Source organism: Dyadobacter sp. CY312 (assembly GCF_021390535.1).
Lineage (GTDB): Bacteria > Bacteroidota > Bacteroidia > Cytophagales > Spirosomataceae > Dyadobacter.
The window spans coordinates 33,950-58,580 of record NZ_JAJUXG010000001.1; the positions used below are offsets into that span (position 1 = coordinate 33,950).

The window sequence follows — 24,631 nt, forward strand, 5'->3', positions numbered from 1 at the left end:
CGTTTAAACATAATTCCAGACCCATTTTTCAATTGCCTTTTCCAGTGTTTCCTTCACCACTGGTTTTGTCAGATAATCATTCATGCCGGCTTCAAGGCATTTTTCCCTTTCGCCTTTCACAGTTCCGGCAGTAAGGGCAATGATCGGAATCGCAAGCCCGTTTTCAAGCAGTCGTATCTGCCTTGTGGCCTCGTAGCCATTCATTTCCGGCATTTGAATATCCATCAATATCAGATCAGGCCTTGTAGTCTTAAACGCTTCGATTGCACAAGAGCCTGTTTTTGCCTCTATTATTCTGGTGTTCGGATTGATCTTCAAAAGCATCGTCTTCACAAGCAGCATGTTGATCATATGATCTTCCGCGATAAGAACAGTAAGGCTGCCAGTGGTGTTGGCTGTTAATATCGGTTCCGTAATTTTTCGTCCAACACGTATGTGACCTGCGGGAAGGTCCGTTTTCCTTGCAGCTATTTCTCCCAGAACCCGGAAAAGCTGATGTATTTTGACAGGTTTGACAAGTCTGTGTTGTATCCCGAAATATTCTTTCACATCCGTGAGAATCTCCTCCTCAGAAGATCGGCTCAACAAAATAACGGGCAGTATAACGCCATGCTGCTGCATTTGTCTCACAAGCTGCAAACCATCCATTTCAGGCATGTGATAGTCCATAATGACGGCATCGTAAAAGCTGCCGTTTTGTACATACTGTAGTGCTTGTGTACCGTTATGAGCAAAATCGGAGATAATATTTTTGTTGTGAAGCATTTCGCCAATAATGCTCCCGTTTTTGATATTATCATCCACAATGAGCACCTTCTTTATACTATCAGGATAATTCCAAACCTGTTCTGTGCCTTCATCGGCAGGTTCAAATTCGACATCGAAGTAGAACACACTTCCTTCCCCTGACTCGCTGCGAAGCTGTAACTGACTGTTCATCAATTCGAGCAGGTTGTTTGCAATGTTAATTCCCAGTCCTGTGCCACCAAAACGCTTTGTGGTAGACAAATCTTCCTGCGAAAACGCCTCGAAAATTTTTCTTTGATTCTGAGATTCAATGCCAATTCCTGTATCCCGCACCGAGAACCTGAAAAGCCAGGGTTTTTGGTCACTTTCCGAAAGCACTTCCACCATTAACTCAATCTCGCCCTCAGGAGTAAATTTTACGGCATTACTTACCAGATTCAGCAGAATTTGTTTGAGACGGATCGGGTCGGTAAATATAAAATGAGGAATGCCGGGCGAAATATTAAGTAAAATTTCAAGGTTCTTCTGATGAGCCTGATAGGTGATCAAATCAGTGACTTGACCGCAAAGTTCGAGCAGATCAGTCTTCTCCCAAACAAGTTCCAGTTTCCCGGCTTCGATTTTGGAAAAATCAAGAATATCATTAATAATTTCAAGCAGCGAATTTGCCGACTGCTGTACCATGGACATGTACTGGTTTTGCGCATTATCCAGCTTTGTTTTCATCAGCAGGTCCGTAAAACCGATAATTCCATTGAGCGGCGTGCGGATTTCGTGGCTCATATTCGCAAGAAATTCGGACTTGGACTTGCTGGCAGCTTCTGCGTGTTCCCTCGCTTTGCTGAGTTGCAGCTCTGCCATTTTACGTGTGGTGATATCCCTGAGCACGACCTGCATCACCTGTTGACCGTTTATATTGATCACATTGAGTAATACCTCAGCTATAAACTCTTCCCTGCTACCGTCCTTATTTCGCCAAAAAGTGAGTTCTGTGCTGTGGCTTCCCTTTTCGTACGCAAGGGCCATGTGTTGTTGCGATCGGAACTCTGAGTCACTCCCGTCAGGCTGAATGTCCGTCAGCATATTGCATAGTAAAAATGCCTTTGATTCCGGATCATTAGGAACGTTGAACATCGTCAGCGTCGCCTCATTGCAATCCACAAAGCCATTTTTGTCTAGCAAAACAACCGCGTCGCTGGTCGCATCGTAGAGTGTTCTGAACTTGGCTTCCGAGCGAAGGAGTTCGGCAACCGCAAGTTTTTTTTGAGTGATGTTTTGCAGATAGCCGTGCCATAATACGCTGTCTTCCAGTTTCTCCGGCGTTGCTTCACCTGCGAGCCATGTTACCTTGCCATCCGGCACCAGTACCCGGAAATCCAACTGCCAGTTTTGAAGGGTTTTTGCTGATTCATGAATTGATCTTTTAAACTCATGTATGTCCGCCGGGTGAATCATGGACAATATTTGCGCACCATCCATATCCTGTAATATCAGATCAGGGACGTTCACTTTGATCAGGCCTTTCGAGAAGAAAGGGAAATTCATACTGCCATCTTCAAAAAGCTCAAACTGGAATAGGGAGCCCGGCGCCTGATTAGTCAGTTTTTCAAGCATTTGCGACGATTCCAGCAATTTTCTTTCGTTCAGTTTTCTTGGGGTAATGTCCTGAAAACTACCGTAAACACGACTGCATCTGCCATGTGAAAACACTGCTGCACCAATCGCTCTTACCCAAATCTCCTTTCCCCTTGCTGTTACAGCTTCCAGCTCAATGTCGTAGCTCGTTCCAGATTCAATGCATTGGTCGAGCGCAATTAGCATGCGGTTCTTACTCTCTCCGTCTTTGTAAAATGCCAGGGCAGATTCCAGCGTGGGCTGGTAGTCCTCAGCAACCTCATGAATTTCTTTGGAAATGGAAGCCCAGTATACTTCCTGCGTGTCAGTATTATATTCCCAACCGCCTACACGCGCAATGCGGCTGGTTTGTTCCAGCATTTCCCGGGTCTGTTTCAGCTCGCTTTCTGACTTTTTCTTAACCGTAATATCCCGGCAAACAGCAATAAGGTTCGTCCTTTTTCCAAGGTCACTGAAAACAGGAGTAACAGTTAGTTCAGCCCAGAAGGCGTCTCCTGAACTGTTGAAAAGCATAATTTCATCATGAATAACTTCTGGATTTGCGAATATCTTTGTGATGCGCCCGATCGTATCCGAACCTGTTTGCGGACCTTTAAGCAAATCTGTCAGCTTTTTCCGGTAGGTGTTCTGCTCATCTTTGCCGGTCTGTTTTTTAAATGCGTCGTTTGTCCAGATAATTTCACCTTCCGCATTGGCGATGATAATGAGATCTTTCGTGCTTGATGCTACCAAAGCAAGCTCTCTCAGCTTTTCCTCGGACGTTTTAAGTTGGGTTATATCATGGCTGGTCAAAATGATATTTTTGCTCACAGCATCTATTTTTGCCGTCGTCAGGCTCCATGACCATGTTCCGTTTTTATGCAGTATCCGGTGTTCTACACTCGGGACGGCAACGCCTCTGGAAACAGTTGTGTTAAGTGCTTCAATGCAAATGTCCAGGTCGTAAGGATGTACGTAATTCATAAATGACCTTCCGACGGTTTCACTTACCTCATAACCGTAAAACTCCGTCCAATTCGGAGAGACATATAGGAATGTGCCATCCGCTGCGATTATAAAAAGAACATCCCGTGCGTTAGCAAGCAGGGAAGCCATATCGTGCCGGGAAAGTTGATATTCACGGGACGACTCAACAGGATTTACCGGCTTGCCTGACTCGGACCGGGTATCCTCAGGCATTAGTTTTAAACCCCAAGCAATCCGCCTGCTGTCTCTTTCCCCTATACGCATTGCTGAGGCGAGGTAATTAACATCCGATCCGTCTTCGCGCGTAAGTAGAAAAGATGTTTGATAGATCGTATTTTTGTTATTCCAAAAACTTCGGGCTTCCGCCTCGGCATTGTCTAGTACATTTGCTACCGATTCCGTTATAAGGTCAGTATTATGCGCAGTGCCGTAGAAGAAGTTTAAAAATCTTTTGTCTGCCCGGTATGTTCGGTGGGTGTTTTTGTCCGAATACAGTAATCCATGCTCCGCATGTGTGCGGATAAAATCAAAAAATGCCTCGTCCTCATCCATCTTATTGAAGAGCTCTGCCTTAAGGTAATTCATTTTATGTAGTGTGGTAGTACATCCCGTAGCTTGGGTGGTTTTTCTGCCCGACAAGTTAGGTTTAATTTGAGCACTGGTGCAAAAAATAAAGACTAATAATTTAAAATCCGACAGCATTTCAACCCCCAGTCCGATTATGGATTATATTTCGCAATGTGAACTCGTATATTAAAGCCTGATTTCATCACTGGGATATACGTGGGCGTGCTTTTGTAGACTCAACTGACGAGATTAAACTTAGAACAAACTCTACCGCTCTATGAAAACCTATGATGCAATTGTAATCGGATCAGGACAAGCCGGCACGCCGCTTTCCAAAAGACTCGCGATGGAAGGACTAAAAACGGCGCTGATCGAAAAACGCTGGGTAGGTGGAACGTGCGTAAATGATGGATGTTCACCGACCAAGGCTATGATCGCATCGGCAAGAGCAGCCTGGGTTGCGGCAAATTCTCAGAAGATCGGGGTTTATGCGGACAACGTCAGAATTGATATTAAGGCTGTCTTCAAACACAAAAACGACATTGTAAAAATGATGCGTGATAGTAGTGAAAAGGGCATCAAAAAAACCAGGAACCTTGATCTGATCTACGGAACGGCAGTTTTTACAGGCAAGAAAGAGATATCTGTCACGGATGAGGACGGTAACGTTTCCCACTTGAAGGCAGATAAAATATTCATTAATACGGGTGCCAGTCCTGAAATTCCTGAAATTGAAGGGATTGATCAGGTAAACTACCTCACCTCTACAACCATTTTGGAACTTCCGGAAATTCCGGAGCATTTACTTATAATAGGTAGCGGTTATATTGGTCTGGAATTTGGGCAAATGTATAGAAGGTTTGGTAGTAAAATCTCAATTGTTTCGCATGCTGCTCAATTGCTGAGTAAAGAGGACCCAGATATCTCGGCGGAAATGTCTAAAATATTGGAACAGGAAAATATTCGGATATTTCTGAAGGCGACGGTCAGTTCTCTAGCAAAGACGCAAAGCGGGATATCTGCCAAAGTGGATGTAGGGGGTAAAAGAGAAACGATAGCATGTACACATGTTTTGATAGCGGCAGGAAGGATGCCCAACAGCGGTATTCTTTCGCTCGATAAAACTGGTGTAAAAACGGATGAAAATGGATTTATTGTCGTAAATAGCCGCTTAGAGACATCCGCCAAAGGTATATATGCACTTGGAGATGTGAAGCCCGGTCCTGCGTTTACCCACATTTCGTATGACGATTTTCGCATCATCAGAACCAATCTTTTAGAGAAGGGCAGGGCGACCATTACAAACCGGCAAGTGCCCTACTGTATGTTTACCGATCCGCAGTTGGGGAGAATAGGCATTACCGAACAGCAGGCGAAAGAGCAGGGAATTGATGTGCTGGTGGCCGTTTTATCTAATTCAAGTATAGCCCGGTGTATAGAAACCGGAGACGAAAGGGGAATGATGAAAGCAGTTGTGGACGCCAGAACGGGAAAAATACTTGGTGCGGCCGTATTGGCAGAACAGGGCGGTGAGGTTGTTTCGGTGTTACAAATGGCTATAAAAGGTGGAATTACCTATCAGGAAATCAGAGATGGCATATTTGCACATCCTACCTATTCTGAGTCTCTTAATAATTTGTTTATGACGCTGGACAAGTAGCCGGCAAGAGTGTCAGGCTTAAATGTTAGTTCAGGATATAGCTTTATAAATGATATCGGTACGGAATCTTTCTAAAAATTTTGGAGGCGTAGATGCGGTGAGTGATATCTCGTTTGAAGTAAGTGCAGGCAACACAATGGTGTTGCTAGGTACGAGCGGATGCGGTAAAACCACCACCCTGAAAATGCTAAACAGACTCATAGAACCTACCTCTGGTGAGATTCGTATTGATGATCGTGATGTCTTTTCCGCCAAACCCGAAATCCTGAGGCGTGGAATAGGTTATGTTTCTCAGAATAATGGTTTGTTTCCTCACTTTACGGTAGCGGAAAATATTGCGGTAGTGCCCAGGTTATTGAAATGGGACAGAAGCAAGACAGAAAAACGGACGACTGAACTGCTTGAACAGCTCAGATTGCCTTTTGTGAAATACGCGCACAAATACCCTGACGAACTTAGCGGAGGTCAGAAACAAAGAGTGTCACTTGCCAGGGCGCTGGTTGCTGATCCGTCTCTGTTGTTGATGGATGAACCTTTCGGTGCACTCGATCCTATTACCAGAGCGGACATACGGAAAGAGTTTCTGGAACTTCCTGAATTGAAACGGAAGACGATCTTACTTGTAACGCACGATGTACAGGAAGCCTTTGAACTGGGAGATCAGATCAGTTTGATGGACAAGGGCAGGATCGTGCAAAGCGGCTCCGCGCAGGATCTGATTTTTAAACCTGCCAATGATTTTGTGAGCAACTTTTTCAGCCATCATAAATTACAGCTTGAATTAAGTTCTCTAAAAATTCATGAGATATGGCATGCGTTGCGCGACGCCGCCCCTGACAGCAACAGTACTGCGATCACTAGTAATTCAAGCTTTTGGGAGGTATTGGAATTGCTGTCCGATCATAAGGAAAAGGTTTTAACCATTAAAAATGCGGAGAACGATATAAAATCAGTCTCATTGGAAAACATACAGTCGGCTTACACAAGAATTAAACAAAATCGCTGATGGAGCAGACTCAGAGCTTATGGGGATTTATGGTTCAGCAGTCCGATAAACTTTGGGCTCAGACTTTGGCACATATCGGTCTGACCTGTATATCTCTTTTAATAGCTGTGGCCATAGGGCTTCCCCTAGGAATATGGATTGCAGACAGAAATAGAGCAGCCAGAGCGATTCTTGGAGTGGCGGGCGTTCTCCAAACCATTCCGAGTATTGCGTTGCTTGGTTTTATGATTCCATTATTGGGCATTGGTGCCATGCCTGCAATTGCCGCGCTGTTTATGTATGCATTGCTTCCGGTGATCCGCAATACGTACACGGGCATCCGTGGGGTAGACGCAGCAGTAACGGAGTCCGCAAGAGCCATGGGAATGAACACCCGGCAGGTGCTGATGCAAATACAACTGCCACTTGCCATGCCGGTAATATTGGCAGGAGTAAGAACCGCAACGGTAATTAACGTTGGTGTAGCTACACTTGCCGCTTACATCGCCGCCGGTGGACTTGGAGAATTTATCTTCGGTGGAATAGCGCTTAACAACACCAACATGATTCTGGCAGGCGCCATTCCGGCTGCGCTGCTGGCCATCATTCTTGATTTCCTGTTATCTCTGATCCAGAAGGCAGATTTTAAAAAAATGCGTAAAGCCAGCCTCGTACTTCCCGTGTTGCTATTGCTTTTTTCTTCTTTTTATATTTTTCCAAATGCGCAACAAAAGATTTTAGGAGGTTTTACCCCCGAATTCATGGGCAGGGAAGACGGTTATCTGGGCTTGAAATCGAAATACGGACTTAATATTCCAACAGTCGTGATCAGCGATGCTGTAATGTATAAGGCAGCATTTGAGAAGAAGCTGGATGTAATAAGCGGATACAGTACCGATGGTCGCCTCAAAGCATTCGACCTGATTACCCTGGAAGATGACCGGCGGATATTTCCACCTTATTACGCCGCTCCGCTTGTGCGGCAGGATGCCCTTGAACGGCTACCGGACCTCGAAGGTGTTCTCAACTTGTTGGCAGGACAGATAAACGACTCTGTGATGACTGATCTCAATTACCGTGTAGACTACCTCAAACAACTTCCTGAAAAGGTAGCACTTGATTTTCTGATGGAACGAGGTTTATACAAAGTTTCCAGGCAGGGAAAGTCGGGTGTGGTAAGGCTCGGATCCAAAATTTTTGCTGAACAATACATTCTGATTCAAATTTACAAGATGCTTATTGAGGGAAATACCAATATGCGTGTCGAAACTAAAACAGGGTTGGGTGGTACTAAAATTTGCTTCGATGCGCTAAACAACAACGAGATAGACATGTATCCGGAATATACCGGCACGGGTTTGCTGGTATTGTTAAAACCGACACCCGCACAAATGAAGCAGCTGGATGGCAGTAAGGAACGCGTTTTCGATTTTGTGCAAATGGAATTTGAAAAACAATATCGGTTAAAATGGCTCAGTCCAATCGGCTTTAATAATGCCTATGCACTTATGATGCGCAGAAGCCAGGCCAACGAAAATCAGATTAAAACGATCAGTGATCTGAAGACATTTGCCGATAAAAATTAGAACTGTGTATGTACGTGCAATAATTGGCTGCGAAAGGCGGGGCGAACTTCGTACACGGGCACAATACTTGTTTAATTAAAATGAATTAAAAACAATTTCATATCTAATGACAACCACCAACATTAGGGACGAATATAATCTGGTAAGAAAACTGTCCGAAACAATATGCGAACCTTTGGAAACAGAAGATTACGTTCCGCAGCCGGTTCCTTTTGTGAGCCCTCCAAAGTGGCATTTGGCGCATTCTACATGGTTTTTTGAAACTTTTATTCTAAAAGCATTTCAGGAAAACTATGAGGTTTTTGATCCCGCTTATAACTTTCTGTTCAACAGTTATTACAATAATGTAGGGGACAGAACACTGCGCACCGACAGGGGAAATGTTACACGGCCAACAATCAAAAATGTGTATGCTTACCGCCAACATGTAGATACCCGCATGAACGAGCTGCTGGCAAACCCACCAGGAGATGAGCTGTTGCAACTTTTGCGGCTTGGCCTGCAACACGAGCAGCAGCATCAGGAATTAATGATCACCGATATCAAATACATACTCGGGCATAATCCGCTTTTTCCGGTTTATCAAAAACAGCACAATCTCGTAGATGATGTGAATTCGGAAAACGGATTTGCAGCCTTACAGGAAGGTGTGTATGAAGTGGGTTATGCAGGAGAAGGATTCTGCTTCGATAACGAACTTGGCAGGCACAAAACTTACATTCAAAATTTTGAGATAAGCAAGTCCTTGGTTACCAATGCAGAATACCTCGAATTTATGGAAGCAGGTGGTTACCAGGATTTCAATTTGTGGCTGGATGCAGGTTGGTCGTGGGTGAATGAAAATCAGATCAATGCTCCTCTGTATTGGTATAAGATCGACGGCGATTGGCATTACTACACGCTGGCCGGACTTCAAAAGGTGAATCCGGATGCAATACTCTGTCATGTGAGTTTTTTTGAAGCTGCTGCATTTGCACAGTGGAAAGGAATGCGACTGCCTACGGAATTTGAATGGGAGGTGGCATCAGGTCATTTTTCATGGGGGCAGCGCTGGGAATGGACAAACAGTGCGTACTTACCGTATCCTGGTTTCAGTAAAGCCAGCGGCGCGGTGGGAGAGTATAATGGCAAGTTTATGATCAATCAGATGGTGCTGCGCGGAGCATCTGTGGCCACCTCTCCCAATCACAGCAGGAACAGTTACCGGAATTTTTTTCACACACATGAACGCTGGCAGTACACGGGTATAAGGCTGGTTAAATAACGTATTATGGAAGACAGTACTTTTGAAAGAGATATAGACGCGGGATTGTCCGCACCCTTCAAACACATTTCATCAAAATATTTTTACGACGATATTGGCAGCGGCATCTTTCAGCAGATCATGAAGATGCCCGAATATTATCCGACAGCGAGTGAGTTTGAAATCTTATCCTTACAAAGTGATAAGATCATTGAACAACTGAACTTCAAAGAGCCTTTTAATATCGTTGAATTTGGAGCTGGAGATGGGATTAAAACCCGTCAGCTGTTGAAAAAACTGATGGCTCAAAAAATAGATTTCACTTATGTTCCTATCGATATATCAGCCAGGGCGATCAGAGAACTTAAAAATAATATGCTTGCCACGCTGCCGGAAATGAAAATAAGGCCCATGGTCGGTAATTATTTTTCTATGGCCGAAGATTTGTCGCACGGCGAAACTCCCGCCTTGTTTCTGTTTTTAGGAGGTAATATAGGGAACTACCAGAATGAGGAAGCCAACGCGCTTTTTTCGCAGTTCGGATCCAATATGAGACCAGGTGATAAACTTCTGACGGGTTTTGACCTGCGTAAAAATCCTGCTACGATCCGAAATGCTTATGACGATAAACAAGGCATTACGAAGGCTTTCAATCTTAATTTGCTGACACGTATTAACCGGGAACTGAATGCGAATTTCGAACTTGGACAGTTTGACTTTTATTCCCATTATGACCCAGCCAATGGCGAGGTTAAAAGTTACCTTGTAAGTCTGGTTGCCCAGCGGGTTTATATCGGCAAGACCGACAAGCACTATTCCTTCGCTCAGAATGAGCTTATCTGGACAGAATTATCTAAAAAATTCACATTAGAGGAAATCGGCGAGCTGGCGGTCGCAAATAATTTTAGCATTGTAGCTCATTTTATGGATTGCAAACACTATTTTACTGACAGTTTATGGATTAAATAGAAAACAAAACCTCAGTAAAATGGTAAAAGTTACCGTTCAGGATGTGCTTGAAATTCCTGCGTTACACGACGTTCCCGAGGCTCAGCTCCAATGGCTGATTGACGAAAGTGAGCATCAGGTATTACAGGAAGGGGAGTTTCTTGGCAAAACAGGCGAAGATTTAAGAGGAACCTATTTTTTGATATACGGGCACCTGGAATTGTATCGTACGCAGAACAATTCAAAACTGGTGGTTGCCGAGTTGACCAAAGGTTCTATAACAGGAACCCTGCCTTTTTCCAGAGCCAAACTAACCATTGCCAATGTGCGCTGTGTGGAAGAATCCCAGATCATGACGTTTCCAAAGGAGAAACTCAGAGATATGATCGCGCTACATTACGAACTTACTCAGGCATTGGTGATCGTGATGACATCCCGTGTACGAGAGTATACCGAACTGGAACAGCAGAATGAAAAAATGATGGCTTTGGGTAAACTGTCTGCCGGGCTGGCTCACGAGCTCAACAATCCTGCCGCTGCCATTGTACGCGGTGCGGCATCTTTAAAACATCACCTGCAACTTGAACCTGAGTCTTTCAAAAGATTGATTTCAATCCAAATGTCATCGGATGAAATTGACTTTGTAAATGCCAAAATGTTTGCTGCTCTGGCAAACAAAGAGCGTCCGGTGTTGACCATGATGCAGCGGTCTGATCTGGAAGATGATGTTACAGACTGGCTTGAAAATGCGGGTGCGAATGAATGTGTAGATATGGCCGAGAATTTTGTGGAATTCGGTTTTTCTTTGAGTGAGCTGGAAGAGATTCAAAGTCACGTTCCCGACCGTGATCTTGCTCCGGTACTGACGTGGATCAACAACAATTTTACAACCGAGCGTATGGTAGCCGACATTCAGGAAGCTTCGAAAAGAATTGCGGATCTGATCGGTTCGGTGAAGAACTTCACACACATGGATCGGGGCAGTAACAAAGAGTTTGTTGACATCCACGTTGGCATACGTAACACGCTGATCATGCTTAACTACAAGATTAAAAAAGCAAATGTAACTTTGGTAGAGGATTTTGATCATACCATTCCACCTGTAAACGCAATGGTTGGTGAACTGAATCAGGTGTGGACCAACCTGATCGATAACGCAACAGATGCACTGGAATCCCAGTCCGATGCGAAACTAACCATAAGAACACGTCTGGAAAAGGATTTTGTAAAAGTCTCCATTCTGGACAACGGTCCGGGTATACCGGCAGAAATCAAGTCCAGAATTTTTGATCCGTTTTTCACAACAAAAGCCATTGGAAAAGGAACGGGATTGGGACTGGATGTGGTTACCCGAATTGTAAAACAACACAATGGGAGCATTACCGTCCATTCAGAACCAGGAAACACCGAGTTTCAGGTTTGCTTTCCTATCAATGGCTGAAAGAAATGGTTAACTTGCATACAGTCTGATTGACGATTTAAAGTCAACATTATCTCATATCTAAATTTATTCCTTCTATGGGGCTACCCATTATATTCTCTATTGACGACGACTTGCAGGTTTTGAGGGCTATAAGTCGAGACCTGAAAACGCATTACCGTGATAAATACAAAGTGCTTAGCACTGCATCCGTGAAGGAGGCACTGGAAACACTGCTAGACCTTCAAAATAAAGGTGAGGAAGTTGCAATATTTATTTCAGATCAGCGCATGCCTGAAATGCAGGGTGTAGATTTCCTGGAAAAAGCGATGGTATTTTTCCCTTATGCGAAGCGCGTATTACTTACGGCCTACTCTGATACCGATGCTGCAATCAAGGCTATAAATGAGGTGCAGCTCGACTATTACCTGATGAAACCGTGGGATCCGCCGGAAGAGAAACTTTATCCTGCGATTGATGAATTGTTGAACGACTGGCAGGGAAACTACCGACCGGTTTTTAGAGGGATTAAGGTAATTGGTTATCAGTTTTCTCCAAAGTCGCATGAAATAAAGGATTTTCTCGCAGGAAATCTGGTGCCATATCTTTGGCTGGATGCGGCAAGTAGTGATCAGGCAAAACAGATTATTACGACAAATGGTCTCACACCGGCAGATTACCCCTGCGTCGTTTTCGAGGACGGAAACATTTTAAAAACTCCTACATTACCGGAAGTGGCTTCTCATATCGGACTAAACGCTACGGTAAAATTGCCGATTTATGATGTGGTCATTATCGGGGCAGGTCCGGCTGGTTTGGCGGCGTCCGTTTATGGGGCATCGGAAGGACTCAGTACGCTACTCATAGAACGGAAAGCACCAGGCGGACAGGCTGGAACGAGTTCAAGAATTGAAAATTATCTTGGTTTTCCGAGCGGGTTGAGCGGAGCTGATCTTACACGCAGAGCCATTACGCAGGCAACCCGATTCGGAACCGAATTTATCTCTCCGCAATACGTCAAGGAAATCAAACTGAAAGACCAGTACAAAACAATTGTGCTGGGTGACGATACCGAACTGAATGCGAAGGCGGTTGTAATTACCACGGGTGTGGATTACAGAAAGCTTGAAACGGATGGAATTGCAGACTTCACCGGCCGGGGTATTTATTATGGCGCAGCCAGCACGGAAGCACCAACTTGCGGTCAAAAAGAAGTATTCGTACTGGGTGGAGGCAATTCGGCTGGACAGGCTGCCATGTATCTTTCCAAATTTGCCAAAGCTGTGTATATCGTTGTAAGGAAAAATGACCTCACTTCGTCCATGTCATCTTACCTTATCGATCAGTTACATAATGCTACCAATGTGAAGGTTTTGGGATGTACCGAAATACTGCAAGCCAGTGGGGACGAGCATTTGGAAGAGTTGAAACTTGTGGATTTGAATACAAGCGGGGAGCGATCTGTGAAAGCAGATGCACTATTTATTTTTATCGGTGCCAAACCCTACACGGACTGGATCGGAAGTGAAGTGATCAAAAGCGACAAGGGATTTATAGAAACAGGCCGCGATTTGAAATCGTATGATAATTTCAGGCAGGTTTGGAAAAAAGACCGCGATCCGTTTTTACTGGAAACGAGTTCGCCGGGAATTTTTGCCGCGGGCGATGTAAGGGCAGGGGCTATGAACCGGGTTACGTCAGCAGTGGGTGAAGGATCTATGGCAATCAGTTTTGTACATCAATATTTAAGCGAATCATAATGGCAGAGGAAATTTGTAATCATATACTCGGCATCACGCAGGTCACTCCGCCTACGGAGTTGGTGTGCGAAGAGTGCGCCAAAAATGGAAGCCGGTGGGTACACCTGCGAACGTGCCAAACCTGTGGTGTAACTTTATGCTGCGACAGTTCTCCGCAAAAACATGCCACTGCGCATTTTCATGCAAGCGGTCACCCGGTTGTTATTTCAGCGGAGCCAGGTGAAAAGTGGCTTTGGTGTTATGCAGATGAATCTTTTGCAAGTTACAGCTGATAGCTATTTTAAGCCCATATAAATGCCGCATCATTCAGGAGCTTTCCCGATTGGTACGGCATTGTTCTAGGAGCGTACTTATTTCTTCTTTTTGACCACTTCCCCCGGCATGATAAGTGATTCATAACCTGCAAGATCCGATGGCTTAACATTGGCCTTATACCCGTTGAAATTAAAGGTGGTAGGTTTGTAAGGCCCTACAAGTTCAATGTTGTTATCCCCTTTAATTTCGTTTTCCATACCCAATGCCCAAAAAGTACTGTTCACAAGCATTCTACGGAATCCGTCATTTAAGATATCTTCCGAAGCTCCGTGAGTGGTTGCGAACGCGCGTCCGGTTTTGCCTCCTTCCAACGAATAATCCCTGATCCAGGCAACAGGAAGAAGCTCTTTTGTTTTGTCAGGTTCGGAGTTGGCCGTCATGCCGTTAAGAACCTGTCCCCGTGCAAGTACCACGCCTTTTGGATAAGTGGTATATGCGCCCGACTGGACAGCCATTTCTTTCACTCCTCTCATGATCGGATGTTCGAACTGGCTCTCCTCAATGAGCAGTTTGGAGGATTGCTTGTGATTCGTTCCATAATGAGATACCCAGGTTTCGCCCAGTACCAATTCCCCGAACCCATCTTTCCATGCTGCCTTATCTCCTTTGTAATCCCAGCTGTAATGCCCCCATTTCGCATTTTCCTTGTTACTGAAAGCATGGGTAGAGGTGCGAAGCCCTACGACGGGTTTTCCACTTTTTAAATAATCGTCGACGTGCTGCATTTCTCCGTCTTCCAGGTTCAGGAATCGTGCGAAAATAACGAGAAGGTCGGCATTATCCAGTACATCCAAACCCTTTATATCCGAGCTTCCCGGAAGAATGTGACCGGTAGAATCGAGCCCAAAAATTACAGTACAGGTAAAACCATGGTGTTTGGCCAAAATCCTTGCTAGTGCAGGGAGTGATTCTTCGCTCCTATATTCGTGGTCAGAGGCCAGGAATACAATATTTTTACCCAAACCGGGTCCGGCTTCACCTTTGTATACAATCCGGTACTTGCTATGATCATCGTTGCTTGCGGCAACAGCTTCCTGCGATTGCTTTTCGGAATCCTGTTTTTTGTCTTCTGATGCACAGCAAAAAAGTGAAACGCCAAGTGCAAGTATCCCAAATGAAATGCTTTTCATAGATTTTGGTTTAGTGAATAAGATCGTCTGCAATAAAGACACAGTTTGACAGGAAAACTACTGTTTGATTGGTTTTAAGTTAACAGTAAGAAAGTAAAACAGCGCTTTGTTTACTCAGTTTTAAGTTAACAGTAAATAGCTGTTATTGCTGGTAAAGCAGTTGTTTAATAATTAGTTAAGATGATAGATAAATACGGATTTTCTACAAGATACTGTTCAACTAAACCCATTTGCTTCCACCTGTTTACTAAAAACGCTGAACTCCTGACTATTTCTACTCCTTAGCAAACCCGACCTTTATCGACCTAACTTCCCTTATCCAGCGTGCTTGTTTTTTATCGTTTGGAGTGATAATCCGGAAAGGACCTTCGCCATTTTCCAAAGCTTTTCCGTCTTTTTCAGTTGCCAACAAAATAATCTGGTCTGTAAAATCAGGGTCAATTTCAGGCAGGGCGTACAGCACTTCATAACCGTCCGCGGCCTGTATGAGCACATACTTGACCAGATTTTCGCCACGAAGTTGTGCACCGTTGCTAACGCCTGCTTTTTTTAACAACTCAAAGAGAGCTACGCCTTTGAACTCGTGCTCTTTCCCGTCCCGATCTTTCACCTTGTGACTGATCGTTTCAAAAGCCGCTAAATCAGATTTCTTCAACGTTAATGGCACGCTCACTTCTCCGCTGATGGCTAGCGTGCTTTCTGTTTGCGCCCACAATGTGACTACACAAAAAAGCTGTATAACCAGGGTAGCGAATAAGGTCTTTTTTAGAAACATGGTTGCTATTTTTTTGAAAATAAATGAGGATTGGAAAATTCTGGATTGTTGATAAATGTGGTGTCGGTGAGCATGTGCAGGAAAGATATAATGCTCACTTTTTCCTCGCCCGTCAGCGACAGATGGCTTCCATTTTTTTCATTGGAAACGCCTTTTAAAAACGTACTCAGTGTTTCGCTCTCCTGAACATGATCACTGTAATGATCCAGAACCTGTTCCAGTGTGCGAAACCTCCCGTCGTGCATGTAAGGAGCAGTTAAAGCGATGTTTCTTAATGTTGGCACACGAAATCTTCCGTTGTCTGCTGAATCACCGGTGAAGTTCTTGCGGCCGGGATCACTAAATGTACTGTCTATTCCATTGTTGTGAAACAGTTCTTTAAACGTTTTCGGACCTCCGTGACAATGACCGCAGTTGGCTCCTCTCAGGCTGCGTTCGGGAGAAGGCGGGTTCATAAACAAATTCATACCCCTCAATTCCCTTTCCGTCGGCGTGTAGGTTCCTGCAAGATACCGATCGTAATTGGAATCGGCAGAAATCAGCGTTCTCTCGAATTGCGCCAAGGCATTCTGGATTAGTTGAGGGGAAATTTTCGGGATACCAAAAGCTTTTTCAAACAAGCGGGGATAGTTTTTGGTCTTGCTTAGTTTTAGAACCGAAACTTCCAGGGATTGTCCCATTTCGTGTGGATCAGTGAGAGGGAATACAGCCTGCGTTTCCAGGCTTGGCGAACGGCCATCCCAGAAGAAATTTCTGACCCATAACAGATTCACCAACGCCATGGAGTTTCGTTTGGTAAAGGAATTGTCTACGCCCAAACTAACAGGTCTTCCATCCGAAAACGCTAGTTTCTGCTCATGACAAGTGCCGCAGGACATTTTGTTATTTGCAGATAGTTTGGTTTCATAAAACAACATCCTGCCCAGGTGGACACCTTCTTTGGTCGTAGGATTATCAGCAGGAATTATAAATCGATTGCCAAAATTAGCGGGAAATTTAAAAGGGTAGGGTTCTGGTACATTCCTGTTTACTGCCGCTATAAACAGTGCAAAACTGCAAATTGAAAGCATAAGAACTGACACGAAAAAGCCCAAACCATCAGTTGGTAATTGCTTTCGTATCCATGCTCGAAGTTGTTGCATGCTATCAGAAATGGTTAAAAACCAGGGTTACAAAAAAGTTGCGCCCCGCCTCCGGGAAACCTTCCACCAGACTGTAATTCAGGTCAAAAATATTATTTACTCCTGCTTCCACCGAAACCGATTTGTAAAGATTTACCGATGCTTTGCTGTTAACCAACGTGTAAGATCCTGTCTTGGTGCCATAACTGGTACTGAACCGCTCACTGTTGTGTTCCAGACTCACCAGCACATTTGCACGTTTCAGGAAAGAATAATCGGCATAGCCAAAAACTTTGTTTGCAGGCACATTCGTAAATTTGATATCCGGATTGGTTTCGTTTTTACGCTTGATGTACGTGTAGTTTGATCCGATCTTGAAACCTTTAAATGCTAGCAGGTCAAATCCCAATTCCGTTCCATAAAATAGTGCCTTACCTGCGTTCTGTAACTGAAATCTGTTCGGCTGCACATTATCAACCTGTTGAATGATGTCGTTGATATCGCTTCGGAATAGACTGGCTTGCAATGCAAATCGACTGCCAAGTTTGCCGGTATAACTCAAATCATAATTGATAGCAGCTTCCGCTTTAAGACCCGGATTTGGAATGGCTTGGCCCATTCGGTAAGAATAGCGATCTTTAATTGTTGCAAAACGTGTTTTTCTGGCGATTGATCCACGTATGGAATGATTGGCGGTAATATCCCAGAAAAGGCCAATCTGCGTATTTACTGCATTGTTTTTACTTTCGTCAAAATCAATCAGTTCATTGGTTGAGGCATTGTATTCCTGAGCCTGCTCTCCATTGCGAATATTGAAATTGACGCCGGGTATTACTGCCAGTGAAGGTGTGATCTGGTAGGTATTTTCAACACCGATGGACATGGTGTTGTCAACATAAGGCTGCACTGGTTCGTTGAGATCGTTCTCTCTGTGTACATCACGTTTATATTGTATATTTAATCTCAGTATATTATTGCCTATCACCCTGGATTCAAACTCGGCATTACCTCCAACGGTGTAATCATTGTAGTAACTCTGAAATGCGTATCCACGGGTTTGTTTGGTGTACGTAGTGTCATCGAAACTGAAAAGACTGTTTACAAAAGTGTCATAGTAGAGCCTTGTTTTAACTTTATTTTTCTCTCCAATGGCAGTATTTGAAATAAAATAAAGGCTTTGCTTGTTCCATTTTGGCCATTTCCAGAAACGCGTCATAATCCTGGAATCATCTCCCACGTATGGCGGATTCCCTTTTTCTCCGTTCTGGTTTACATAACCTATCACATACTCATCGGTTGCATTGGGATTGAAACCCACCTTGGCGCTGAATTTCAAGTCATTGCGGGAGGCGTTTTCTCTGTCTGGTGTGAGCTGATATCTTCGTGGCTGAAAATCGGCTGATAACGGATATGTTTTTTGTTTCAGCTGCGACGCTCCAAGCTGATAGTAGAATTTGCCCAATCGTGAACCTGCATTGACATTCCACCGGAAACCATCGCCACTGAAAACACCTGCGCGGCCGTTGATTTCGAATTTGCTTACAGGTCTGCGTGAAACCAGATTGATGGCACCTCCCATGGTATTGGCGCCATACAGGATGGATGAAAATCCTTTGGAAACATTTATTTCGGCAAGGTCAAATGTGGTGAACCTGCCCATATCAATATAGCCGTCGTAGGGAACATATACTGGCACGCCGTCCACAAATACCGGGACCTGGCGGAGATCAAAACCACGAACGTAAACCACAGCCTCGTTTCTTGGACCTACATTTGCGCAGGTTACGCCAGGCAGAAGATTGAGCGCCGAGGCAAGATCGGTTCTGTTGAATTTTTCAATGCGTTGAATGGACAATGACTGAGTGCTGTCCTTTCGGGTCAATCCTGACACGGTTACTTCGCCCAGTTCGAAGGTGCAGCTTACAGGAGCTTCTGCCGTTTCCTGGGCGATAGAGTAATGATAAATAGATGATGTACTGGCAATTGTAAGCAGAAGTTTTTTTATCATTTCGATATGTATGCCTGACCATATCGTAAATATATAAAGAGACTTTCGCTTCCGGGAATGCTTTGTATAAATAAACTTAGATCAAGGCTAGTATATCCTGTTCTTTCCGGGCAATTGCCTGTAACCGGGCATCCAGTTTTCTGTACGCGGCCATAACACTTTTTGCTGTTTCGGTGAGTTGGGCACCGCCTCCAAGCTGCCCTCCTTTTTGCGTAATTACATAGGGTTGTTGCCCATGCGAATTCATAGAATCCACCATTGCCCATGCTTTTTTATAGGACATGCCCATCGCTTTTGCGGCTTTCACAATGGAACCGGTTGCTTCAATTCCTTCAAGCAGTTCCAGTCGACCCGGTCCGAAGAATTTATTTCCATCAACGTAAACCCAGTGACGTAGATGTAGTTGTATATCCTTTTTCATTCTGTCAATATAGTTAAATCTTAAATGCAGACCGTTGTCGGCGAATTTGATTTTAAATTTTTCAAAATAAGCATTACTTTTTCACTCTGTTTCGTTCTTAACGGAAATAAACCTTCATCAAACTAGTATGAGAATAACTTTCACCTGTGTGTTGCTTCTTTTTTATTTATCCTCCAGTGCCCAAACTTTTGTCTCGGACAGTTCTTCATCGAAAGCTGGTAAATATTTAAAAGAAAATTTGGCTTTTAAAGTTGGCGGAGCAGTAAGTTCTTTCGCACATAATGGCGGAATTGAGGCGCCAGTTCCAGGTAGCAAATCGCTGATTTCCTGGCATGCCGGTCTTGTAATGGATATGTTTCGCAAAAAACATTATCAAACCAGGGTGGAGCTTTCGTATATAACCAAAGGTGCCAGGGAGACATTTGGAAACGATCGGATTGAGATCGAAAGTGTGAACAAGCTACAATATATACAGCTCAGCATATTACCCCTGATCCTGAAAACGAATCTGGGAAAAGTTAGTCCTTACATTGGTTTAGGTGGATATTATGCCCAGAGAGTAGGAATTAAATCTAAATGGAAACCAGGTGCTGAATGGGAAGACGATGCCATTGCAGCCGGTAATCTTGACAAGAAAAATGATGTCGGTTACTCCGTATCAGTTGGCGTGTATGTCAGGAAAAAATCGTTCGCGGAGCTCCGTTACGATGGTGGTTTGAACGCTGTGTCGTCGACTTCGAACATCAAAAACCGTACTCTTACTCTATCCATCGCCCTATAACTATCACGCGCTCCTGGTCTTGCATAAACCAATGCTTACAATCCGGACGTACGAAATTCATCATCAATGAAAGCTAATTTTCGAATAACTCATTTCTTATTTTGCCTTACTTTTCTTTCTGTTTTCCTGGCAGGCTGCGATAAAAATAACCTTTTGCCGGTTGATGACTATTATCGGTTTGATAAACTCAACAGGTTGCAAATGAGCAAACTGAATGAAGTAAATTATTTTCTCGGCTTCGACACGCAGGCAATCCCATTATCGGCAGTTGCTTATCAGCTGGGAGGTACACAGGTTAAGACACCGAACCAGACCATCAGTTATTATGCCAATGGTGAGAAGCTGGCGGGAGAGTCATTTTTGCCAACTCAGGCGGGTACTTTCAATCTGATTGGCAAGTTAGCCGACGCGGTGAGCGATACAGTTAAGGTCAACGTTTGGGATCCCGCAACTTTATCAATCGTCATCACGGCTGTGGATTCTGATAGCGAAATTTTATCCAATGGTACCGATTCGGTAGAGTTTGGGATTGAGCTACGCCATGGCGACGACGTTATTGAAGGTGATTTTCCCATTGTTTTATTTGTAAATGAAGTGCAAACCGGCAGTATTTTCACTACCAGAACACCGGGCAACTACACATTTGTTGCCAAAGGTTTTGGACTGACTAGCAACGCAATTACCATTAAGTCGGTTACGTTGCCAACTTACCCGCTGGTAAGGATGCCAGTCATTTTTCATGAAGTGAACCGTACAACGCTCACAGCTGCCAAAATAAAAGAACTGACTGATGGAATGACCAAGGCTTACCGAAATACGCTTAATAACGCCAATGCGGTCAAAGATGCTAATTCGGCAGATATTTTCATTGAATTTTATCCAATGACAACCGGACCGGACGGTACTCAGCTTGCGACTCCGGGGCTGGAAAGAGTAACCTCAACCAATGTGAACTTTACACAAGAGGAAACATTCTCGGACGCATTTAATCATTTCTGGAACCCCGATCAGGTTATTAATGTATGGGTTTATCCGAACATTCAGGGAGGTTACGCCAATTCTTCCTGGGCCTATTATCCCTATGTAACGGTTCCGTTGGTTGGAGTGGGTAGCGCAACCAAGGGCGAACAACCATTTTTACCGTTTGGTATATTCTTGAATGCCAATCACCTGGTAGACCAAAATACCGACGAAATTCTTGCGCATGAAGCGGGTCACATGCTCGGACTTGCACATGTGTTTGACGGGGATGGAAGTGAATTTAATAATTGCTCAACTGAGGATCCGGATTATTGCTCGGATACACCATATTACGACCGCAACGCATATGGGCGGAATATGCCAAGTGTTTATGCACAGAGATTCAACAGGTCGGCGTGCAATGGTGGGCAATATGTAGCCACCAATTTTATGGACTATTATTATTGTTACAGCAACTCCTTTACTGTTCAGCAATCCAGACGGGTTAGACATTCTATCAACTATGCATTGTGGTTGCCTACAGCCTTTAATGGTTTCCAGAGTGGACGAAGAAGCAGCACACTTTCATTGGTAGAAAAACCTGCAAACTTGAAATACATCAAACCGGTGGTATGTAAAATGCCCTGATCAGGAGAAATAAACGTTTTTTCTATTCTGAACGAGACTATTGTAAAACAAAAAGACGAAGTGGAAATGAATCCGCTTCGTCTTTTTGCTTTAACATAATAACAAGGTCTCGCTTCTTTTATAACACGTCAGGAGCTGACTATCAAATATTGTCTACTGTTGACTATTGACTGTGGAGGTTAACTATCGACTCACGATCAACTTCCAGACCTGTTCACTTTAAACTCCTGACTGTTAACTTACAAACCTACTTCTTCTGTTCGAAAAGGAATGTAATCAGCGATGCCAGTTCTTCGTACGACAATGAGTTGGCCAGGCCAGGAGGCATCATGGATGTTTCCAGTTCTTCACGGGAAATGATGTCTTTTACCTTGATGGTGGTAACCTGTCCTGTAATGTCACGAAGTACCAGTTTGTCGGCAGATTCCTCCGTTACAAAACCCATATAACTCTTGTCTCCTTTGGCATTGATCAGTACCGATGCAAAACCTTGTGATATAGATGCATTTGGTTTCAGGATTGATTCTGCGATTTGCTCGCGGTTCATGATCGATCCAATCTGTCCCATAAAAGGTCCTTTCATCGTTTCACCCTTGCTGATGCTGTGGCAGGCGATGCAACCTTGTTGGGTGAACAATTCTTTACCCAGTGAAGCCTTGCCAGGAATTTTAGCCATCGCCAGCATTACATCTTCAATAGACGATTCGCCAACTTGTCCTTTTTTATTTCTAATCTTTTCAAGATCTACTTTCACTTCTTCTTTTGCAGCAACAACTTCATCACCACCAAACTCGGTGATCTCCATCCGGTGTTTGTTGTTCAGATCTGCATAAAATTGCTTACCTGCTGCATCAGCTTTGTTCCATTCCTGCATCAAAATCTCTTTAATGGCAGGAGACGATTCCCATGTGATGGCTTTGTAATACGGGCCATGGGTATCCGGGCGCGTACTCCACCACCAGGATCCATCGTAATCTGCTTCTTTTTTATAAAGGCGGGACAATGTAGTCAATATCTCAGCTTTCAATTTTGGCTCGGTTGCTTTTGAATAGGCTGCGATCAAACCCTTCACAGCTTTGTCGTCGTGCATATAACGCAACGCCCAAAGTGCCAAAGTCGAATTTTCAGTTCCAATTGCATTCACACAAGCGTCTACTGCATTCAGGCTAACCAATGCACGTACCGCAATGTGCGGCGCAATGATCGACTGATTTGGTGTGGCGTGTGGACCTTCGGTTCCTTTTGCAGGTGCTACAAATGACGCCGGAACTTTGGTTGCAAGTAAAGCCTGAGCTGCCTCCGAGCGTCCGATACGTCCCAATGCAACTGTTGCAGCAATCCTGACACGAGGAGAAGCATCGGTAAGTGCTTTCAGGAATGGCTCAATTGAGAGGTTTTTAGCAATGTCTTTTCTGTCTGCGAGCACACGCAAAGCAAGTTCACGCATGTTATCGTCAGAAACAAGTTTAAGGATATTGGCATTTCCTGATTCGCCCGCAATTTGTGCATAGGTGAACAAGCCGGCAGCACGTGCATACAATGGAAGTTTGGTATCAGCAGCTACTTTCCATACAGCGGATGAAGTCGTCTTTGCAGGACGAACCAGCAATTCCTGCTGAGCTGCAAGTCGGGCAACACCGCTTCCGGACTTCAATATAGTCACAAGCTGTTTTACTGAGGCTTTTTTTACATCCGCGAAAGCTTTGTAGGTCCAATCCTGAGGAACTGCGCGAACAACAAATCCCTTGGCGTCACTACCTGAGTAACCTGCTCCGTCCCAGGCCGAAAGGTATGCACGTCCTGATGCATCTACGTCAATATCAGTAACCTGAGCAAGTTTGATAAAATCTTCTTCCTTTTGGGTAAAACTTGGTCCGTCCGGTGTCACGCGGTGAATGTATAACTGGTTTCTTCCCCAGTCAGCCATCATTGGAACGTTGTTGTATTTCGCAGGCCAGGTGTCATCATCCATGAACAAAGCACCCGTTCCCGATCCACCACCGAGGTCAACAAGTGCAGGAATGATCTCTTCTGTAAAATGTTTGAAAAGAACCGGGTATCCGTATTCACCAGACTGTATCTGATTGCTGAAACGAATGTTCCATCCGCCGCCATCATTGGTGTTCCCGCGTGTGAAAATGTTCATGTACGGGTCAATTGCCACGTCGTAAATGTTACGCATTCCGTGGGTATATACTTCCATTTCCGTTCCGTCAGGTCTCACGCGAACAATTCCTCCGCCAAGCTGGGTTAATTTTTTGCCGGATCTGTCAGTAGCGCCGTGGAAACCAAAATCACCTACTGCAATGTAAATCCATCCGTCGATACCCATGCGAATACCGTTGGTAGCATGGTCGGTTCCTCTTGACTGGATGAATTTAGGGGAGCTGATATTTTGAATCAGAGGCTTGGAAGGTCCGTCAGCGATACCGTCGCCATCTTTATCTTCAAATACCACAAGGTCCATTCCGGTAGCAATACCAGTTTCTTTGGAAAATGTCGTGTGCAGAACAAACACCTGATCGCGGTTGGCAATAATTCCTCTTGGGTTGTCAACAATAGCGAAAGTAGTATGCTTGTCCACTTTGCCATCATTATTGCTGTCTACCAGCTTTAAGATTTTTCCTTTTCCCATCTCTTTTCCAAGAGAACCCATCATATCAATTCCTACAAAAACTTCACCGGTAGCAGCTACTGCAAGACAGGAGGGACTTGGGGTTAACGAAGGGCCTGTAAAATTAGTGATTTTGAGCTCTGCGGGCCAGCTGGCTGCATTGGGTAAGGAGTCTGCCTTGGTTTGCACAAGGTAGGTTTGCCTGTTATCTGCCGATTGTTTTTTTGTTGGATTGATCCAGAATAAAAACAGAAGCACAGAAAAAAGGCTTAATGTAATTTTTAACATACGGTGAAAATATTAAGGGATAATAATGGGTTAAAGCGGTCAATGCAAACGAT

General features: G+C 44.3%; 17 protein-coding genes. 10 read left to right on the plus strand and 7 right to left on the minus strand.

Annotated features, from left to right (window positions below):
* Nucleotides 1-3: 3 nt before the first annotated feature.
* Nucleotides 4-3,933, minus strand: a complete 3,930-nt coding sequence (locus LZG71_RS00145) for a PAS domain S-box protein (protein ID WP_233815985.1) — start codon at nucleotides 3,931-3,933, stop codon at nucleotides 4-6.
* 259 nt (nucleotides 3,934-4,192) lie between these two features.
* Between LZG71_RS00145 and LZG71_RS00150 the strand changes: the two genes are divergently transcribed.
* The 8 genes from LZG71_RS00150 (at nucleotide 4,193) to LZG71_RS00185 (ending at nucleotide 13,789) form a co-directional block, all read left to right on the plus strand.
* Nucleotides 4,193-5,575 (plus strand): mercuric reductase, encoded by a 1,383-nt coding sequence (locus LZG71_RS00150; RefSeq protein ID WP_233815986.1) that lies wholly within the window; start codon nucleotides 4,193-4,195, stop codon nucleotides 5,573-5,575.
* Between the two features lie 49 nt (nucleotides 5,576-5,624).
* Nucleotides 5,625-6,581 (plus strand): ATP-binding cassette domain-containing protein, encoded by a 957-nt coding sequence (locus tag LZG71_RS00155; RefSeq protein ID WP_310587691.1) that lies wholly within the window; start codon nucleotides 5,625-5,627, stop codon nucleotides 6,579-6,581.
* Complete coding sequence (locus LZG71_RS00160; RefSeq protein ID WP_233815987.1) at nucleotides 6,581-8,146, plus strand: ABC transporter permease/substrate-binding protein; 1,566 nt, start codon at nucleotides 6,581-6,583, stop codon at nucleotides 8,144-8,146. Before LZG71_RS00155 ends, LZG71_RS00160 begins: the two co-directional genes overlap by 1 nt.
* Before the next feature lie 106 nt (nucleotides 8,147-8,252).
* Complete coding sequence (gene egtB, locus LZG71_RS00165) at nucleotides 8,253-9,410, plus strand: ergothioneine biosynthesis protein EgtB (protein ID WP_233815988.1); 1,158 nt, start codon at nucleotides 8,253-8,255, stop codon at nucleotides 9,408-9,410.
* A gap of 6 nt (nucleotides 9,411-9,416) precedes the next feature.
* Nucleotides 9,417-10,358, plus strand: coding sequence for an L-histidine N(alpha)-methyltransferase (locus LZG71_RS00170; protein ID WP_233815989.1), 942 nt, complete (start codon nucleotides 9,417-9,419; stop codon nucleotides 10,356-10,358).
* A 19-nt stretch (nucleotides 10,359-10,377) separates the two neighbouring features.
* Complete coding sequence (locus tag LZG71_RS00175; RefSeq protein WP_233815990.1) at nucleotides 10,378-11,778, plus strand: ATP-binding protein; 1,401 nt, start codon at nucleotides 10,378-10,380, stop codon at nucleotides 11,776-11,778.
* Between the two features lie 77 nt (nucleotides 11,779-11,855).
* A complete protein-coding gene (locus tag LZG71_RS00180; RefSeq protein ID WP_233815991.1) occupies nucleotides 11,856-13,517 on the plus strand; it encodes an FAD-dependent oxidoreductase in 1,662 nt (553 codons plus the stop codon).
* Nucleotides 13,517-13,789: a UBP-type zinc finger domain-containing protein gene (locus LZG71_RS00185; RefSeq protein WP_233815992.1), complete on the plus strand. Its 273-nt coding sequence runs from the start codon at nucleotides 13,517-13,519 to the stop codon at nucleotides 13,787-13,789. The genes LZG71_RS00180 and LZG71_RS00185 overlap by 1 nt, the downstream gene beginning before the upstream one ends.
* A gap of 78 nt (nucleotides 13,790-13,867) precedes the next feature.
* Here the strand turns inward: LZG71_RS00185 and LZG71_RS00190 are convergent, their stop codons facing one another.
* The 5 genes from LZG71_RS00190 to LZG71_RS00210 form a co-directional block, all read right to left on the minus strand.
* Nucleotides 13,868-14,962: a ThuA domain-containing protein gene (locus LZG71_RS00190; RefSeq protein WP_233815994.1), complete on the minus strand. Its 1,095-nt coding sequence runs from the start codon at nucleotides 14,960-14,962 to the stop codon at nucleotides 13,868-13,870.
* A 274-nt stretch (nucleotides 14,963-15,236) separates the two neighbouring features.
* Nucleotides 15,237-15,737 carry a molybdopterin-dependent oxidoreductase gene (locus tag LZG71_RS00195; protein WP_233815995.1) on the minus strand — a complete coding sequence of 167 codons (501 nt, stop codon included), beginning with the start codon at nucleotides 15,735-15,737 and terminating at the stop codon, nucleotides 15,237-15,239.
* 5 nt (nucleotides 15,738-15,742) lie between these two features.
* A complete protein-coding gene (locus LZG71_RS00200) occupies nucleotides 15,743-16,879 on the minus strand; it encodes a cytochrome-c peroxidase (RefSeq protein ID WP_233815997.1) in 1,137 nt (378 codons plus the stop codon).
* 4 nt (nucleotides 16,880-16,883) lie between these two features.
* The gene (locus LZG71_RS00205; protein ID WP_233815998.1) at nucleotides 16,884-18,866 is read right to left on the minus strand and encodes a TonB-dependent siderophore receptor; all 1,983 of its coding nucleotides are present in this window, start codon (nucleotides 18,864-18,866) and stop codon (nucleotides 16,884-16,886) included.
* A gap of 76 nt (nucleotides 18,867-18,942) precedes the next feature.
* Nucleotides 18,943-19,287, minus strand: a complete 345-nt coding sequence (locus LZG71_RS00210; protein ID WP_233815999.1) for a winged helix-turn-helix domain-containing protein — start codon at nucleotides 19,285-19,287, stop codon at nucleotides 18,943-18,945.
* 127 nt (nucleotides 19,288-19,414) lie between these two features.
* On the opposite strand from LZG71_RS00210, the gene LZG71_RS00215 reads away from it, so the two are divergent.
* On the plus strand, nucleotides 19,415-20,068 hold the full coding sequence (locus tag LZG71_RS00215; RefSeq protein WP_233816000.1) for an outer membrane beta-barrel protein: 654 nt from the start codon (nucleotides 19,415-19,417) through the stop codon (nucleotides 20,066-20,068).
* A 66-nt stretch (nucleotides 20,069-20,134) separates the two neighbouring features.
* Entirely contained in the window at nucleotides 20,135-21,676 is a 1,542-nt protein-coding gene (locus LZG71_RS00220; RefSeq protein ID WP_233816001.1) for a M43 family zinc metalloprotease, read from the plus strand.
* Between the two features lie 247 nt (nucleotides 21,677-21,923).
* Here LZG71_RS00220 and LZG71_RS00225 read toward each other — a convergent pair whose 3' ends face one another.
* Complete coding sequence (locus LZG71_RS00225) at nucleotides 21,924-24,578, minus strand: HEAT repeat domain-containing protein (protein ID WP_233816002.1); 2,655 nt, start codon at nucleotides 24,576-24,578, stop codon at nucleotides 21,924-21,926.
* Nucleotides 24,579-24,631: the final 53 nt, after the last annotated feature.

Coding starts and splice junctions, on each gene's coding strand:
- LZG71_RS00145 (WP_233815985.1), bottom strand. CDS start 3,933: ATGAATTACCTTAAGGCAGAGCTCTTCAATAAGATGGATGAGGACGAG.
- LZG71_RS00150 (WP_233815986.1), top strand. CDS start 4,193: ATGAAAACCTATGATGCAATTGTAATCGGATCAGGACAAGCCGGCACG.
- LZG71_RS00155 (WP_310587691.1), top strand. CDS start 5,625: ATGATATCGGTACGGAATCTTTCTAAAAATTTTGGAGGCGTAGATGCG.
- LZG71_RS00160 (WP_233815987.1), top strand. CDS start 6,581: ATGGAGCAGACTCAGAGCTTATGGGGATTTATGGTTCAGCAGTCCGAT.
- egtB (WP_233815988.1), top strand. CDS start 8,253: ATGACAACCACCAACATTAGGGACGAATATAATCTGGTAAGAAAACTG.
- LZG71_RS00170 (WP_233815989.1), top strand. CDS start 9,417: ATGGAAGACAGTACTTTTGAAAGAGATATAGACGCGGGATTGTCCGCA.
- LZG71_RS00175 (WP_233815990.1), top strand. CDS start 10,378: ATGGTAAAAGTTACCGTTCAGGATGTGCTTGAAATTCCTGCGTTACAC.
- LZG71_RS00180 (WP_233815991.1), top strand. CDS start 11,856: ATGGGGCTACCCATTATATTCTCTATTGACGACGACTTGCAGGTTTTG.
- LZG71_RS00185 (WP_233815992.1), top strand. CDS start 13,517: ATGGCAGAGGAAATTTGTAATCATATACTCGGCATCACGCAGGTCACT.
- LZG71_RS00190 (WP_233815994.1), bottom strand. CDS start 14,962: ATGAAAAGCATTTCATTTGGGATACTTGCACTTGGCGTTTCACTTTTT.
- LZG71_RS00195 (WP_233815995.1), bottom strand. CDS start 15,737: ATGTTTCTAAAAAAGACCTTATTCGCTACCCTGGTTATACAGCTTTTT.
- LZG71_RS00200 (WP_233815997.1), bottom strand. CDS start 16,879: ATGCAACAACTTCGAGCATGGATACGAAAGCAATTACCAACTGATGGT.
- LZG71_RS00205 (WP_233815998.1), bottom strand. CDS start 18,866: ATGATAAAAAAACTTCTGCTTACAATTGCCAGTACATCATCTATTTAT.
- LZG71_RS00210 (WP_233815999.1), bottom strand. CDS start 19,287: ATGAAAAAGGATATACAACTACATCTACGTCACTGGGTTTACGTTGAT.
- LZG71_RS00215 (WP_233816000.1), top strand. CDS start 19,415: ATGAGAATAACTTTCACCTGTGTGTTGCTTCTTTTTTATTTATCCTCC.
- LZG71_RS00220 (WP_233816001.1), top strand. CDS start 20,135: ATGAAAGCTAATTTTCGAATAACTCATTTCTTATTTTGCCTTACTTTT.
- LZG71_RS00225 (WP_233816002.1), bottom strand. CDS start 24,578: ATGTTAAAAATTACATTAAGCCTTTTTTCTGTGCTTCTGTTTTTATTC.